This is a genomic window from Mitsuaria sp. RG (assembly GCF_028369275.1).
Taxonomy (GTDB): domain Bacteria; phylum Pseudomonadota; class Gammaproteobacteria; order Pseudomonadales; family Pseudomonadaceae; genus Aquipseudomonas; species Aquipseudomonas peradeniyensis.
Genome location: NZ_JAQMYQ010000020.1, coordinates 20,316 through 35,581, shown reverse-complemented (window position 1 = coordinate 35,581; position 15,266 = coordinate 20,316). Strand labels below are relative to the sequence as shown.

Annotated in this window: 12 protein-coding genes and 1 other RNA gene; 5 read left to right on the top strand and 8 right to left on the bottom strand. The window is 66.1% G+C overall.

Annotated features, from left to right (window positions below; genetic code table 11):
* Position 1: 1 nt before the first annotated feature.
* The 6 genes from POF53_RS13215 to rsmI form a co-directional block, all read right to left on the bottom strand.
* On the bottom strand, positions 2-1,732 hold the full coding sequence (locus tag POF53_RS13215) for a peptidoglycan D,D-transpeptidase FtsI family protein (protein WP_050703845.1): 1,731 nt from the start codon (positions 1,730-1,732) through the stop codon (positions 2-4).
* A complete protein-coding gene (gene ftsL / locus POF53_RS13210) occupies positions 1,729-2,022 on the bottom strand; it encodes a cell division protein FtsL (RefSeq protein WP_028689746.1) in 294 nt (97 codons plus the stop codon). Before ftsL ends, POF53_RS13215 begins: the two co-directional genes overlap by 4 nt.
* Complete coding sequence (gene rsmH, locus POF53_RS13205; RefSeq protein ID WP_498968078.1) at positions 2,019-2,960, bottom strand: 16S rRNA (cytosine(1402)-N(4))-methyltransferase RsmH; 942 nt, start codon at positions 2,958-2,960, stop codon at positions 2,019-2,021. Before rsmH ends, ftsL begins: the two co-directional genes overlap by 4 nt.
* A 2-nt stretch (positions 2,961-2,962) precedes the next feature.
* A complete protein-coding gene (mraZ, locus tag POF53_RS13200) occupies positions 2,963-3,418 on the bottom strand; it encodes a division/cell wall cluster transcriptional repressor MraZ (protein WP_011535546.1) in 456 nt (151 codons plus the stop codon).
* A gap of 309 nt (positions 3,419-3,727) precedes the next feature.
* Positions 3,728-4,087, bottom strand: an RNA gene (rnpB, locus tag POF53_RS13195) — RNase P RNA component class A.
* Positions 4,088-4,154: 67 nt separating this feature from the next.
* A complete protein-coding gene (gene rsmI / locus POF53_RS13190) occupies positions 4,155-5,030 on the bottom strand; it encodes a 16S rRNA (cytidine(1402)-2'-O)-methyltransferase (RefSeq protein ID WP_274235419.1) in 876 nt (291 codons plus the stop codon).
* A gap of 189 nt (positions 5,031-5,219) precedes the next feature.
* Between rsmI and POF53_RS13185 the strand changes: the two genes are divergently transcribed.
* The 5 genes from POF53_RS13185 (at position 5,220) to POF53_RS13165 (ending at position 8,941) form a co-directional block, all read left to right on the top strand.
* The gene (locus tag POF53_RS13185) at positions 5,220-7,037 is read left to right on the top strand and encodes a penicillin-binding protein activator (protein ID WP_498968034.1); all 1,818 of its coding nucleotides are present in this window, start codon (positions 5,220-5,222) and stop codon (positions 7,035-7,037) included.
* Complete coding sequence (locus tag POF53_RS13180; RefSeq protein WP_203647913.1) at positions 7,037-7,408, top strand: YraN family protein; 372 nt, start codon at positions 7,037-7,039, stop codon at positions 7,406-7,408. The genes POF53_RS13185 and POF53_RS13180 overlap by 1 nt, the downstream gene beginning before the upstream one ends.
* Positions 7,409-7,495: 87 nt before the next feature.
* Positions 7,496-8,089: a phosphoheptose isomerase gene (locus tag POF53_RS13175; RefSeq protein ID WP_198744430.1), complete on the top strand. Its 594-nt coding sequence runs from the start codon at positions 7,496-7,498 to the stop codon at positions 8,087-8,089.
* Positions 8,086-8,664 (top strand): BON domain-containing protein, encoded by a 579-nt coding sequence (locus tag POF53_RS13170; RefSeq protein WP_050703839.1) that lies wholly within the window; start codon positions 8,086-8,088, stop codon positions 8,662-8,664. The genes POF53_RS13175 and POF53_RS13170 overlap by 4 nt, the downstream gene beginning before the upstream one ends.
* Positions 8,665-8,722: 58 nt before the next feature.
* Entirely contained in the window at positions 8,723-8,941 is a 219-nt protein-coding gene (locus POF53_RS13165; RefSeq protein WP_028689754.1) for a YgdI/YgdR family lipoprotein, read from the top strand.
* Between the two features lie 74 nt (positions 8,942-9,015).
* Here POF53_RS13165 and POF53_RS13160 read toward each other — a convergent pair whose 3' ends face one another.
* Positions 9,016-12,102 (bottom strand): autotransporter domain-containing protein, encoded by a 3,087-nt coding sequence (locus POF53_RS13160; protein ID WP_498968031.1) that lies wholly within the window; start codon positions 12,100-12,102, stop codon positions 9,016-9,018.
* Positions 12,103-12,190: 88 nt separating this feature from the next.
* Positions 12,191-15,190 (bottom strand): autotransporter serine peptidase EprS, encoded by a 3,000-nt coding sequence (gene eprS / locus POF53_RS13155; RefSeq protein ID WP_254464498.1) that lies wholly within the window; start codon positions 15,188-15,190, stop codon positions 12,191-12,193.
* Positions 15,191-15,266: the final 76 nt, after the last annotated feature.

The following is a 15,266-nucleotide window of genomic DNA, read 5'->3' as shown; positions in this document are numbered from 1 at the left end:
ATCAACCTCGCCCTCCCTTGGCGGGTACTGCGCTGGCTTGCTGCGTCGAGGGCGGCAGGTTGTCCGGCGGTACATTCATCAGGCGCAGGGTGCCCGACATCACTTTGCTGAATACGGGGGCCGAGACCAGGCCGCCGAAGTAGCCGCCCTTGCTCGGCTCGTCGATGACCACGACGATGGCGTAGCGCGGGTCGCTCATCGGGCCGAAGCCAGCGAACAGCGAGCGATAGGCGTTCTCGGTGTAGCCCTTGGAGCCGACGGTGGCCTTGCGCGCGGTACCCGACTTGCCCCCCACGTGGTAGAACGGCACCTGGGCGCGGAATACCCCGCGCGGCGCCTCGATCACCTGCTGCAGCATGGCCTGCACGGTTTCGGCGGTTTCCTTGGGGATCGCCTGCACGGCTTCCGGCGCCTTGTCGACCTTGAGGATCGACAGCGGCACCATCTTGCCGTCGTTGGCCAGCGCGGCGTAGGCATGCACCAGTTGCAGGGCGGTCACCGACACGCCGTAACCGTACGACAGGGTCGCGGTCTCGGCCTTGCGCCACTCGCGGTGGTTGGGCAGGTTGCCGACGCGCTCGCCCGGGAAACCGAGGCCGGTGTACTGGCCCAGACCGACCTGGGACATCACCCGGTAGATGGCCTCGCCACCGATATCGAAGGCGATCTTGCTCATGCCGACGTTGGACGAGTTGATCAGGATGCCGGTCAGGTCGAGGATCGGGCCCTCGCTCCTGGACACGTCCTTGATGGTGTAGCGACCAATTTGCAGGCTGCCCGGATACACCTCGACCTTGTCGGTGGGTTTCCAGCGGCCGCTCTGCAGCGCCGCGCTCATGGAGATCGGCTTGACCGTCGAGCCCGGCTCGAAGACGTCGATGATCGCCCGGTTGCGCATGGCCGCCGGGAACATGCTGCGGCGGTTGTTGGGGTTGTAGGTCGGCTGGTTGACCATGGCCAGGACCTCGCCGGTCTTGACGTCCATGATCACCAGGCTGCCGGCCTTGGCTTCCTGTTCGGCGATGGCGTTGCGCAGTTCGCGGGTGGCCAGGTATTGCAGGCGCAGGTCTATCGACAACGCCAAGGTCTTGCCGGCCTTGGCGTTCTTGGTTACCTGGATGTCCTTGATCAGCCGGCCGCGCCGGTCCTTGATCACCTGCCGCTTGCCGGGCACTCCGGCGAGCCATTCGTCATAGGCCAGCTCGACGCCTTCACGACCATGGTCGTCCAGGTCGGTGAAGCCGACCATGTGCGCGGTGACATCGCCGGCCGGATAGAAGCGGCGGAACTCTTCCAGGCCGTAGACGCCCGGCACCTTCAGGTCGAGCACGTGCTGGCCCTGCTCCGGGGTCAGGCCGCGGACCAGGTAGATGAATTCCTTGCTGGCCTGCTGGGTGAGGCGCTCGGTCAGCTGCTGCGGGTTCTGCCCGAGCGCGGCGGCCAGCTGCGGCCAGCGTTCCTTGGCTGCCTGCATCTCCTTGGGGTTAGCCCACAGGGTGGTGACCGGGGTACTGACGGCCAGCGGCTCGCCATTGCGATCGGTGATCAGGCCACGGTGCGCGGGAATGGGGATATGACGCAGGCTGCGGGCATCGCCCTGGCCCTTGAGGAAGTCACGGTCGACCACCTGCAGGTCGATGATGCGCCAGCAGATGGCACCGACCATCAGCGCCAGCAAGCCGATCACCACCCTGAACCGCCAGGGGTAGAGTGCGCCCTCGAGCTTCATCATGGCGCCACCATCCGCACTTCGTCAGCGGCGGGCACGCGCATCTTGAGCTGCTCGGAGGCCAGGCTCTCGATACGGCTGGACGCGGTCCAGGTGCTTTGCTCGAGGATCAGCCGACCCCACTCGGCCTGGGCCTTGTCGCGCTCGCTCAGCTCACCGTACAGGGTGTTGAGCAGCTGGCGGTTCCAGTGGGCGCTGTAGGAGACGGCAATGGCCGAAATCAGGACGGCGACGAACAGCAGAAGCATCAGGAAGCTTCCGCCTGGCAAAGGTTTGGCAAACAGCCGGCTCACCGCAACTTCTCCGCCACCCGCATCACGGCGCTGCGCGATCGCGGGTTGGCCTTGAGCTCGGCTTCGGAGGCGAACTGCGCCTTGCCGATGAGCTTGATCTTCGGCTCGAAGGTCTTGTGCTGTACCGGCAGGTTGCGCGGCAGGTTGTCCTGCTCGCCCTTGGCCAGCTTGCGCATGAACAGCTTGACGATGCGATCCTCGAGGGAATGGAAGCTGATCACCGCCAGGCGGCCACCGACCTCCAGCGCGTCGATCGCGGCTTCGAGGCCGGTCTCCAGGTCGCCCAGTTCGTTGTTGACGTGGATGCGCAGCCCCTGGAAGGCACGGGTGGCCGGGTTCTTGCCCTTCTCCCAGGCCGGGTTGGCGACCTTGAGCACCTCGGCCAGATCGCCGGTGCGGGTGAACGGCTGCTGCTCGCGGCGCAGCACCACGGCACGGGCCATGCGCTTGGCGAAGCGCTCCTCGCCGTATTCCTTGAACACGCGGGCGATTTCTTCCTCTGGCGCGGTGGCGATGAACTCGGCGGCGCTGACGCCCTGGTCCGGGTTCATGCGCATGTCCAGCGGGCCGTCGTTGAGGAAGCTGAAGCCGCGCTCGGGGTCATCGAGCTGCGGCGAAGACACGCCCAGGTCGAGCAGGATGCCGCCGACCTTGCCGTCCAGTCCGCGCTCGGCCACCTCGGCGCCCAGCTCGGCAAAGCTGCGCTGCACAATGACAAAGCGGCCGTCTTCGGCCGCCAGCGCTTGCCCGGTGGCAATCGCCTGTGGATCCTTGTCGAACCCCAGCAGCCGCCCTTGCGGCCCGAGCTTGCTGAGGATCAGGCGGCTGTGGCCGCCGCGCCCGAAGGTGCCGTCCAGATAGCAACCGTCGGCGCGCAGGGCCAAGGCCTCGACGGCTTCGTCGAGGAGGACGGTGATGTGGTTGAAGCCGCTATCTATGGTCACAGGATCAGGTCACGCAAATCATCGGGCATGGCGCCCGGTTGTTGAATAGCTGCAAGGTCGGCTGCCGAAACCGCGTTCCAGGCATCCTCATCCCACAGCTGGAATTTGTTCAGCTGCCCCACCAGCATCGCCTTCTTGTCCAGCTTGGCGTACTCACGCAGGCGCGGCGGCACCAGGAAACGCCCGCTGCCATCGAGCTCCAGGTCAACCGCGTTACCGATCAGCAAACGCTGCAGGCGACGGTTTTCCTCACGCAACGACGGCAAGGCGCGCAACTTGGCTTCTATCTGTTCCCACTCATCGAGGGGATAAACACACAAGCAGGGGTCAACGGCGTCGATGGTCACGATCAGTTGACCATTGCAACGCGAATCGAGCTCGTCACGGTACCGGCTCGGCATGGCGAGACGGCCCTTGGCATCGAGGCTGACGGCGTTGGCTCCGCGGAACACGGCTGCGATTCCCCACAATGTTAGCTTTTTTGTGTCAGAAAACCCACTTCATCCCACTTTCTGCCACTTGCGCACACTATAGGAATCCGCCCGCCACACCGTCAAGGCACGTTCATAAGGAAATCCCTTACAGGACGGCGATTTAGCTCAACAAAGGAAGGTGGAAGGATTGCCGGAGAAGAAAACTGACGGGAAAAATCAAACACACTCAAGCGGATAGAGTGCGAAGTTAAAGTGATTTATTAAGAGTAAGAATTTTTCGGTATTACCAGGACGCTTCTGCTATCGATTCAAGCAGGGAGGGAAGAGGTGGAGAGTCGATCTGTAAGCCGGGTTTTGTCGAGGACAGTCATTCCTCTACGACGGCCATCACTGGACGCCTCTAGCAACCTACCCGGTTCCGACGCGGGCCACGCCGTATGGAACCCTATTTGGTCTTGCTCCGAGTGGGGTTTACCTAGCCACGGACTGTTGCCAGCCGTGCGGTGCGCTCTTACCGCACCTTTTCACCCTTACCGGCACCGAAGTGCTTAGGCGGTTGTTTTCTGTGGCACTTTCCGTAGGCTCGCGCCTCCCAGGCGTTACCTGGCACTCTGCCCTATGGAGCCCGGACTTTCCTCCCCCGCCTCTTGCGGAACAAAAGACGGCAGCGACTGTCCGATCGACTCTCCGCCGCCAAGGTTACCGGTAGGCGCGCCCAAGAACAAGCGATGTGACAAATAATACCATTACGCCATTAATGGGATTTCTGTTTCTCCAGCGCCAACTGGTAGAGCAGGTTCTTGCGTACTCCGGTAATCTCGGCCGCCAATGCCGCGGCCTTCTTCAACGGCAGCTCGGCCAGCAGCAGGTCGAGCACGCGCTGGGCCTCGGCGCTGATCGCCTGCTCGCCCTCCGGCGCGCTCCAGCCAGCCACCAGTACCACGCACTCGCCACGCTGCTGGTTGCTGTCGTCCTGCACGAACGCGCGCAGCTCGGCCAGGGGCAGCCCCTTCAGGGTCTCGAAGGTCTTGGTGATCTCGCGGGCCAACAACGCCGGACGCTCGCCACCGAACACCGCCTCCATGTCTTGCAGGCATTCGAGGATGCGATGCGGCGCCTCATAGAAGATCAGCGTGCGCGGCTCTTCCCTGACCTGCTCCAGGCGCGCCTTGCGCCCGGCGGCCTTGGCCGGCAGGAACCCCTCGAAGATGAAGCGGTCCGACGGCAGCCCCGCCGCCGACAGCGCGGCGATCAGCGCGCAGGCGCCGGGCACCGGCACCACCTGCACCCCGGCGGCACGCGCCTGGCGCACCAGGTGATAGCCCGGGTCGGAAATCAGCGGGGTGCCGGCATCGGACACCAGCGCCACATCGTCGCCGGCCAGCAGGCGGGTGATGAAACGCCCGCCTTCGTCGCGTTCGTTGTGCTCATGACAGGCCGCCAGCGGCGTGTCGATGCCGAAGTGCTGCAGCAGGCGCACCGAGTGACGGGTGTCCTCGGCGGCGATCAGGCTCACGTCGGCCAGCACCTTCAGCGCCCGGGCGCTCATGTCGTCGAGGTTGCCGATGGGCGTGGCGACGACGTAAAGCTTGCCCAACGTGGATTTCGAAACCCCTGCAACATCAGTCACTGCGCACACCTGCTTTCCGGATCAAAGGTCGTCATTGTAGCCCGAGCGCCGGTAACAGGGCGCAAAGAACTTCACCCCCGGCACACCCCGCGGCCACCTATAGTGAAGGATCAGTGTCGACGAGATCGCGCCCCGCCCCCCGCTTGGGTACAATTGCCGGCCAACTTGATCGAGTAACAGGACCTTTACATGATCGCTTGTCTGCGGCTGCTCACAGCCCTCTGCCTCGCTGCCCTGCTGGCAGCCTGCGCCAGCTCGCCCTCATCCAGCCTGGGCGAACTGCCGCGCACCCCGGACGCCAGCATCGAGCAACTGCTCGAGAAGGCGGCCTCCAGCAAGTCCGCCGAGGACGCGGCCCTGCTGCGCCTGAGCGCCGCGGACCTGGCATACAAGCAGAAGGACTTCCCGCGCGCGGCCCGGATCCTCGAGCAGGTCCAGCTGGAACCGCTCAAGCCCGCCCAGCAGGTGTTCGCCTCGACCCTGGCCGCGGAACTGGCCATGAGCCGCAACCAGCCCAAGGCCGCCCTGACCGCCCTCGGCCACCCGAGCCTGCAGCGCGTCGGCGAACTGCCGGCCGAGCAGCAGGTTCGCACCTACAGCGTCCACGCCGCCGCCCTCGAAGCCGATGGCCAGGCCCTGGCCGCCGCCCAGCAGCGCGTGCTGCTGGCGCCGTTGCTCAGCGAGCAGGCCGCCGCCGCCAACAACAACGCGACCTGGGCCCTGGTCGCCTCGCTGCCCGCAGAGCAACTGCAGCAGCCCGCCGCCAACGAGACCCTGGCCGGCTGGACCAGCCTGGCCCTCGCCGTGAAGCGCGCCGGCACCCTGGAACAGCAACAGGCCGCCATCGACAGCTGGCGCCAGCAACACCCCGAGCACCCGGCGGCCAGGCAACTGCCGACCGCCCTGGTCAAGCTCAAGGAGCTGGCCAGCCAGCCGCTGACCAAGATCGCCCTGCTGCTGCCCCAGGAAGGCCCGCTGGCCGGCGTCGCCCGCGCCCTGCGCGACGGCTTCATGGCCGCCCACTTCCAGGCCCAGCAAGGTGGCCAGCCGGCCCCGGCGGTGCAGGTGTTCGACAGCTCGCGCATCACCTCGCTCGATGACTTCTACCGCCAGGCCCAGGCCGCCGGTGTGCAACTGGTGGTCGGCCCGCTGGAAAAACCGCTGGTCAAGAAGCTCGCCGCCTACCCGCAACTGCCCATCACCACCCTGGCCCTGAACTACGCTGACGCAGGCCAGAAAGCCCCGCCGCAACTGTTCCAGTTCGGTCTGGCCGCCGAGGACGAAGCCCGCGAAGTCGCCCGCCGCGCCCGCGCCGACGGCATGGTTCGCGCCGTGGCCCTGGTGCCGAGCGGTGAATGGGGCGACCGCGTGCTCGCCGCCTTCCGTCAGGACTGGGAAGGCAATGGCGGCACCCTGATCAGTGCCCAACGCATTGCCCAGCCAGTCGCCCTCGCCCAGCAGATCGCCGACCTGTTCCAGCTGCGCCAGAGCGAAGGCCGCGCCAAGAGCCTGCAGAGCACCGTCGGCGGTAACATCGCCGCCCAGCCTTCGCGCCGCCAGGACATCGATTTCATCTTCCTCGCCTCGACGCCGCAGCAGGCCCAGCAGATCAAGCCGACGCTGAACTTCCAGTACGCCGGCGACGTGCCGGTCTACGCCACCTCCAACCTGTACAGCGCCAGCGGCGACGTCAACCAGTACAACGACATGAACGGCATCCGCTTCTGCGAAACGCCGTGGCTGCTGGACACCAGCAACAGCCTGCGCCAGCAGGTCGTGCAGCAGTGGCCGCAGGCCGCCGGCAGCCTCGGCCGCCTGTACGCCATGGGCGTCGACGCCTACAGCCTGGCGCCGCGCCTGGGCCAGCTCAAGGCACTGCCGGACAACCGCGTCGAAGGCCTGTCGGGCAGCCTGAGCATGAATGCCAACCAGCGCGTCGAACGCCAGCTGCCGTGGGCCGAGTTCGCCGGCGGTCAGGTCAAGCGCCTGCCGGACACGCCGCGCTGATGCCTGGCGCATCGCCCAGCCATGCCGGCCAGGCCGCCGAGGACCATGCCCTTGACTACCTTCAAGGGCAAGGCCTGCGGCTGCTGGCGCGCAACTGGCGATGCAAGCGGGGCGAGCTCGATCTGGTCATGCTCGATGCCGATACAGTAGTATTCGTCGAAGTCCGCTACCGGTTGCATGCGGAGTTCGGCGGAGCGCTCGCCAGTATCGATGGGCGCAAGCAGCAGCGACTGGCGCTGGCCGCCAACCTCTTCCTGCAGCAAACGCCCCACTGGGCCACCCACCCCTGCCGTTTCGACGTAGTCGCCCTGCAGGGCCAGGGGCATGCGGGGCAACCGCTTCATTGGCTGAAAAACGCCTTCGAATGCTGAACCCAATTCGATTTTCTAGCTCTATGTTTCGCGGGCTGGTCACTGTTGCGCGTAGCAAAGGCCACCGCCCCTCTTAAGGTCACCCAGATGGACATGCAATCCCGAATCCGCCGACTGTTCCAGAACAGCATCGACACCAAGCAACAGGCAATGGACATCCTGGCACCCTACATCGAGCAGGCCAGCCTGGTCATGGTCAACACCCTGCTCAACGACGGCAAGATGCTCGCCTGCGGCAACGGCGGCTCGGCCGGTGATGCCCAGCATTTCTCTTCGGAGCTGCTCAACCGCTTCGAGCGCGAGCGCCCGAGCCTGCCGGCCATCGCCCTGACCACCGACAGCTCCACGCTCACCTCGATCGCCAACGACTACAGCTACAACGAAATCTTCTCCAAGCAGATCCGCGCCCTGGGCCAGCCCGGCGACGTTCTGCTGGCGATCTCCACCAGCGGCAACTCGGCCAACGTGATCCAGGCGATCCAGGCCGCCCATGACCGCGAAATGATCGTCGTTGCCCTGACCGGGCGCGACGGCGGCGGCATGGCCTCGCTGCTGCTGCCCGAGGACGTGGAAATCCGCGTACCCTCGACCGTGACCGCACGCATCCAGGAAGTCCACCTGCTGGCGATCCACTGTCTGTGCGACCTGATCGACAGCCAACTGTTCGGGAGTGAAGAATGATCTCCAAGCGTCTCGGCCTGATGGCCCTAACCCTGTGCCTGGGTGTCTCCGGCTGCAGTTCCGTGCTGACCTCGACCCGCAACTCGCCGATCGAGGACGACCGCGGCACCCGCACCATCGGCAGCAAGATCGACGATTCGCTGATCGAGACCAAGGTCTCGGTCAACATCGCCAAGGCCAACCCTGAGCTGGACAAGGGCTCGCACATCGTCGTCAGCAGCTACAACGGCGTGGTGCTGCTCGCCGGCCAGACCCCGCGCGCCGACCTCAAGTCCCTCGCCGAGCAGACCGCCGGCCAGGTGCAGCGGGTCAAGAAGGTGCATAACGAGCTGCAAGTGATTCAGCCCTCTTCGATCCTGGCGCGCAACAACGACGCCTGGCTGACCACCAAGATCAAGACCCAGATGCTGACCGACGAAAGCGTTCCCAGCTCGCGCATCAAGGTGATCACCGAGAACGGTATTGTCTACCTGCTCGGCCTGGTCCGGCAGCAGGAGGCCAACGCCGCCACCAACGTGGTGCAGGGCGTGTCGGGCGTGCAGAAGATCGTCAAGTTGTTCGAATACATCGACTGACAACCCTTCGGCGAGCGTCATGACGCTCGCCTTTTCCCTCTGATCCAGGAAGTACCCCATGAAAAAGCTGCTGCTGCCCGCCCTGCTGATCGGCGCCTTCGCCACCCTGGCCGGCTGCTCCACCCCGAGCGTGATCACCCTCAACGATGGTCGCGAACTGCAGACTACCGACACTCCGCACTTCGACCGCAACTCCGGCTTCTACGAGTTCAAGCAACTGGACGGCAAGCCGACCCGCATCAACAAGGACCAGGTGCAGAGCATCAAGGACCTGTAATTGCGAAATGGCGGTTCAGCCAGGCCAAGCAAAACGCCCGATGCACAGCATCGGGCGTTTTGTTTTTCAGGGCCTCAGAACGCCCAGTCCAGGGTCAGGCCGACCCCGTGGCTCTTGTCGCGGCTACCCAGCAGTCCGTTGTAATCGAGGTTGACCCGGGCCTGACGCCCCAGGCTGATCCCCGCCCGTGCGCCGACCACCGCCGCATCACGGTCCAGTGACAGCGCCTGGACCTTGTAGGTATCGCCCTGACCGGCAAAGGCCAGGTGCTGGTCGGCCCCGGTGGAGCTCAGGTTGTGCTGCCAGCCCAGGGTGGCGGAAAGCTCAACCGCTTGACCACTGTTCAATTGCAGTTGCTTGCCGGCGCGCATGCCCAGGGTCGAGAGCCAGGCATCGCGGTTATCCTGCCCACCCTTGAGCGCGGCAGCGCCACCATGCTCCTTGAAGCTGTCGCTGGCGATATGTACATAGGCCAGGTTGGCGAACGGCTCCAGGGCCATGCCCGGCACCGCGACCTTCCAGGCGGCCTCGCCGAACACCTGGGTGCTCTGCGCATCGCGCTTGCTCTTCTGGCGATCACTGACCTCGTTGTACTGCAGCTCGCGCTTGGTCTCGATGCGGTGCCAGCTGTGGCTGCCGCCCAGGCTCAGGCGCACCTGCTCCAGTTCCTTGCCGGCATAGGCACCCAGGTGGTAGCTGTCGACGCTGGCCGAGGAATGACGACCATCGCCCATGCTCAGCGAGCTGTCGCTGTAGCCGGTGAAGACGCCGACGCGGGTGTCCTCGCTCATCTGTCCATCAACCCCCAGCAGCATGCCGCCAATCGAACTGCTGTAGCGCGCATGCCCGGAATCACCGTCGGCCTTGCCCCAGGCTCCCAGGGCTTTGACCCACAGGCCGTTGCCCTGACCGTCCAAGGCCGGAGCGGCGGCGACACCCTGCTGGCGAGTACGCTCGCCCACGGCGTCGCGCAATTGGCGACTGTCGTTGAGCAGCAGGTTGCCCACCGCCGGGTGGATTTCACCGGACAGCTGATCGAACGCCTGCCGGGCGCTGCCGGCATCAGCCGACAACAGCAGGCTCTCATAGACCAGGTTGCCCGCGCCGAGCCGATCGGCGGCCGCGGCCACCGAACGCTGGTTGGCGGTCAAGCCGACACTGGCGAAGCTGGCGCTACGTTGCACCGCCAGCTGCACCCCGGTGCCGGTATAGGCCAAGCCACCACCGAGGAACAGCAGGTTGGACTGCACAGCGGCAAAACCGCCCTGCACGCCGCCTGCGGCCTGCAGGATGTCGAACTGACGCCCCACCAGGCTGGTTGCCTGCCGGGACTGCAGCGAAACCCCGGGGTTCTGCAGATCCAGGGCCAGGTTCGCACCGTTTACCGAAACCGTGCCATCGCTGACCAGGCGGTCGCTGCCAGTAGCATCAACCTCCACGGCATAGGTCGAGCCCGGCTGGAAGGTCACGTCGGAGCCCACGCGTAGGGTGCCGATGGAATTGCCTGGCGCCACCACGCCGCCACTGTTGACCACCAGCGCACCGATCCGGCCGTTGCCGCCCAGCACGCCGCCGTCATTGACCGTCACCGTCGATTGCAGCGAGCCATTGACCGCCAGCCGCCCCTGGTTTACCAGGGTTGGGCCGCCGTAGGTGTTGTTACCGCTGAGTACCAGGGTGCCGATGCCCTGCTTGGTCAGGCCGCCATGGCCAGCGATATCGTTACTCCAAAGGTCCCACCCGCAATCAGGGCTGTTACAGAGCCGCTTGGTCGGCCTGCCGTCATCCACCACAGCGCCGACACCCGGCAGATCGACCACGAACTGGCTCGGGCCGTAGCCGCCGGCGATACGGAACTCCTCGGGAATGTCCTGTTCGGTGACCAACATCCCCGGGCCACGGATACCCTTGTCCAGGTTGATCATGCCCCAACCGTACAAGGCATCGATGCCGGGCGCGCCCATGTCGGTGGCGGTGGTGCGCAGCACACTGGCGATCTGTGCGCCGCTCATGTAGGGGAAGCGCTCCATCAGCACCGCCGCCGCGCCAGCGGCATGGGGCGCGGCCATGGACGTGCCGTTCTTGTTGGCGTAGCCCTGGGTCAGGTCTGCCAGGCTGGTGCCGCCGATCACCGCGCTGTAGATCCGGGTACCGGGAGCCGATACGCAGAAGCTTGCGGTATAGCCGCAACGGGAAGAGAACGTACTGACCAGGTAGGGGTTGGCGCTACTGGTGTCTGGGTTCTGTTGCAACGCCGCCACGGTCAGCCAGTTGGGCGCGATCTCCGGGACGAAGTAGCCCAGCCCGGCAATCGCATCCGGGTTGTTCAGGTTGTAGTCGTTGCCGGCGGCGAAGATCGTCAGCACTCCGCTGCGGGCGGCGGCGATGGCCCCGTCGTAGGCGCCGCCGGGCAAGGTGCCCAGCAGCGGCTGGATCTGCGCGAACTGTGCCCGGGCATCGTCCACGGTGAAATGCGGGAAGTCCGGATTGCGCCCGCCCTTGGCGAAGCGATCGGTGATGCCGATGCCCCAGCTGTTGTTGATGATCCGCGCGCCGCTGGCCACCAGGCTGTCCCAACCGGCCTTGTATACCGCGCCATCGTTGCCCAGGACGATGCCGTCCTCGGGACCGGGGTCGCCGTTGTCCGCGCTGATGATCTGCGCATCATAGGCCACGCCGTGCATCGACTCGCCGTCACGGTTGCCGGCGGCGATCCCGCCGACGTGGGTGCCGTGGGAGCCGAGCTTGCCGTCCGAGCCCACCGACGGGCTGCCGTCATAGCGGAACGCATCGCCGGCCTTCACCGGAATATAGGGGTCGGTGTACTGGCGGATGCCGCTGGTGACCAGGGTCACGATCTTGTCCTTGCCGGCGAACTCGGGGTGCGGGGCGTATACCGGCTGGTCGAAGATCCCCAGTTTCACCCCCTTGCCGCTATAGCCGGCGGCATAGGCGCTGTCGGCGTGGATTGCCCCCAGCCCCCAATCGGCCTTGAACTCGCTGCTGCGCCAGCTGCTGGCGTCATCCAGCCGGCCACTCTCCACATAGGGCGCGGCCTGGGCCGTGCCCATCAACGCCACCCAACCCACCAATGCCCGCCCCAGTGGGGCCAGGGCCCAGCCCTGCGCGAGTGCGCTGTCATCCTTTCTGACTTGCTTCACTACAACCTTCCTTAGTTTTGTTTTGGTTTAGTACCGCGTTGGTCACACTCCGTGTTGCAACGCCTGGCCCAACTCGCGCCAGGGCGTTTCAGAACCGCCATTGCAGGTTGAGTCCCGCGCCATGCTGTTGTTCGCGACTGGCCAGGCGCCCCTGGTAGTCCAGGCTCAGGTCCAGGTCGCGGGTCAACCCCACCCGCGCCTGCAGCCCCACCAGCGCGGCATCGCGCAAGGCCGGCGCAGTCTCCACCCGGAACGGCAGGTCGCTGCTGGCGAAAGCCAGGTGTTCGCGATCCTGGGTGCCGCTCAGGCGATGCTGCCAGCCCAGGCTTGCCGCCAACTGCAGGTCTTGTTGCGGGCCCAGTTGCCATTGCTGGCGCCCACGCAGGCCCAAGGTGCTGAGCCAGGCATCGCGCTGCTCGTCACCGGCATGCAGCGCCGCGGCATCGCCTTTCTCGTGGAAGCCGTCGCGATCCAGATGCTGGTAGGTCAGGTTGGCGAAAGGTTCCAACTGCACCGCTGGCAACGCCAGGCGATAGGCCGCCTCGGCGAACACCTGCTGGCTGCGGGCATCGACCCGTGCGCGCTGACGACCGGACACCTCGCCATAGGCCAGGTCGCGCCGGACCTCGGCACGATGCCAGCTGTGGCTGGCGCCCAGGCTCAGGCGCAGCTGGTCCAGGTCGTGGCGGACATAGGCGCCCAGGTGATAGCTGTCGACCGTGGCCCGGGAATGGCTGCCGCCCATGCCCAGGGAGCTGTCGCTATAACCTGCGGCCAGGCCGGCCCGGGTCTGCTCGTCAAGGTCATGGTCCACGCCCAACAGCACGCCGCCCAGGGAACTGGTATAGGACTCGCTGCCCTGCACGCCCTCGATGCGCCCCCAACTGCCCAGGCCCTTGAGCCAGAGCTGGGTCGAGCCCGACTCGCTGGCACTCGCTCCAGACGCGCCAGCGCTCAAGGCTCGGTCTTGCACGCGCTCACCCAGGGCATCGCGCAAGACCGAGCCCTGGCTGAGCAGCATCGAGTCCAGCGCCGGGTAGATCTCCCCGGCCAGCTGGCGCAGGCCGTCCCGGGCCTGGTCCGCCGAGGTCGAAAGCAGCAGGCTTTCATACACGGGATTGCCTGGACCCAACCGTTCCACGGCGCCGCCGCTGGCGCGCTGGTTGGGCGTGGCGCCGACGCTGGCGAACGTCGTGGCGCTGCGCGTCACGTCCAGTTGCACGCCGTTGGCTGAATAATCGAGGAAGGTCCCCAGGAACAGGTAGTCGGGCTCGACCTGGGCAAAGCGCCCGTTGACGCCACCCGCCGCCTGCAGGATATCGAACTGGCGCCCCACCAGGCTGGATACCGGGCCGCCGGCCAACAGGTTCGCCCGCGCCTGGGGCTCCAGGCTGAGATTGGCGCCGCCGACACTGGCCTGGCCAGCAACGACGAGCCGGTCGCTGGCCGTGGGCGACAGTTCCACCCGGTAGGTCGAGCCCGGCTGCAAGTCCAGGTTGCCAGCGACATTCAAGGTGCCAATGGAGTTACCCGGGGCCACCACGCCCCCGGCGCTGGCGGTCAGGGCGCCGACCCGCCCATTGCCGCCCAGGGTACCGCCTGCGTTGACCGTCACCGCCGATTGCAGGCTGCCGTTGACCGCCAGCAGGCCGCCATCGACCCGGGTCGGGCCACGGTAGCTGCTGTCCCCCGTGAGTTCGAGCCAGCCAGCCCCGGACTTGACCAGGCTGCCCTGGTAGACACGCTGCGCGGCAGCCGCGTCGCGAGCCATGCCCAGGGCATAGTCGCTGCGATCCTGCTGGCTGGCGCCCGCTGCCAGGCCATGCTCCCAGCCGCGATCCTTGAGGGTCTGCTGCCAGGCCTGGCGCTCCGCGGCGTCCTCGGTTTGACGCTGCACCAAGGCCTGGTCAGAGATGCCGTTGCTCCAGGTATCGCCCTGCCCGCGCCCCAGGTTGACGTCGAATTCACCCAGCAACTGCCCGGGCCCGTGCAACGCCCGGCCCAGGTCCGGGACGCCCCAACCTACCCGGTCACTAGGTCCTTGGGTTGGCGAACCGTCGAGCTGGCGCGAGGTAGTCAGCAGTACTTGCAGGGCCTGCTGGTTGTTCAGGTAGGGATAGCGCTCCATGACCAGGGCCAAGGCCCCGGTGGCATGGGGCGCGGCCATCGAGGTGCCGTTGTAGGTGGCGTAGCCGCCACCGGGCACGGTACTGCTGATCGCCGCACCCGGGGTCGCCAGGCACCAGTACTTGGCGATACCGCACTGGTTGTATTTCTGCTGGTTGTTCTTGTCCAGACCCGACACCGCCAGCCAGTGACCTTCCAGCTCCGGCTGGAAGTACGGCAGCGCCGAGCGCACGCTGGCGTTGGCATAGCCGCTGTTGCCGGCGCTGAATACGTTGATCACGCCGCGGCGCGCCACGTCGCCGGCGGCGTCGAGCCAGGTGTCCTGCTGAAAATGCTGGGCGTAGGCCGCGCGCAAGCCGTCCAGGGTTTGGTAGCTGACATCCTTGGGCTGGCTGCCCCAGCTGTTGTTGATGGCCCGCACACCGGCGTCCACCTGGGCATCGTAGACCGCCTTGAAATACTTGGGGTCAGGGCCGGGACCGAACAAAAACTTGTCGTCGTGGTTGGTGTTGCCCACGTAGACCTGGGCATTGAAGGCCACGCCATGCATGCCAGCGCCATCACGGGCCGCACCCATGGTGCCGGTGACATGGGTGCCATGGCTGTCGTTGGCGCCATTGAGCACCCCGGACACGCTGAACGGAGTGCCGTCCAGATACTGGCCGGTGGCGGTAACCGAGTGAAAACGTCCGGGACTGGCTTCGGGATGGGCGGCATCGAACCCCGAGTCCAAGGCGCCGATGCTGACCCCGGCGCCGGTGATGCCGGCGGCATAGGCTTGGCTCGCCTGCATGCGCTCCAGGCCCCAGTCCTGCTGGTACTCGGCCGACCGCCAGCTGGCGGGGTCGCCCGGGCGACCGGTTTCCTGGTAGGCCGCCGCAGCAGACAGCGGCAGTCCGGTGGCGAACGCCAGGCACAGGGTGCCCGTCAGCGCCTTGAGCTGATCACATCTCACATCCATGTCGATGACTTCTCTTGTTTTTGTTGTCGGGTCGCCCGTCCTGGGTCGACCGGTGTGTCGCTGCATTACCTGGCCG

Excerpts from the sequence above, each read along its gene's own strand:
- POF53_RS13215 (WP_050703845.1), bottom strand. The coding sequence starts at position 1,732 with ATGATGAAGCTCGAGGGCGCACTCTACCCCTGGCGGTTCAGGGTGGTG.
- POF53_RS13185 (WP_498968034.1), top strand. The coding sequence starts at position 5,220 with ATGATCGCTTGTCTGCGGCTGCTCACAGCCCTCTGCCTCGCTGCCCTG.
- POF53_RS13180 (WP_203647913.1), top strand. The coding sequence starts at position 7,037 with ATGCCTGGCGCATCGCCCAGCCATGCCGGCCAGGCCGCCGAGGACCAT.
- POF53_RS13175 (WP_198744430.1), top strand. The coding sequence starts at position 7,496 with ATGGACATGCAATCCCGAATCCGCCGACTGTTCCAGAACAGCATCGAC.
- POF53_RS13170 (WP_050703839.1), top strand. The coding sequence starts at position 8,086 with ATGATCTCCAAGCGTCTCGGCCTGATGGCCCTAACCCTGTGCCTGGGT.
- POF53_RS13165 (WP_028689754.1), top strand. The coding sequence starts at position 8,723 with ATGAAAAAGCTGCTGCTGCCCGCCCTGCTGATCGGCGCCTTCGCCACC.
- eprS (WP_254464498.1), bottom strand. The coding sequence starts at position 15,190 with ATGGATGTGAGATGTGATCAGCTCAAGGCGCTGACGGGCACCCTGTGC.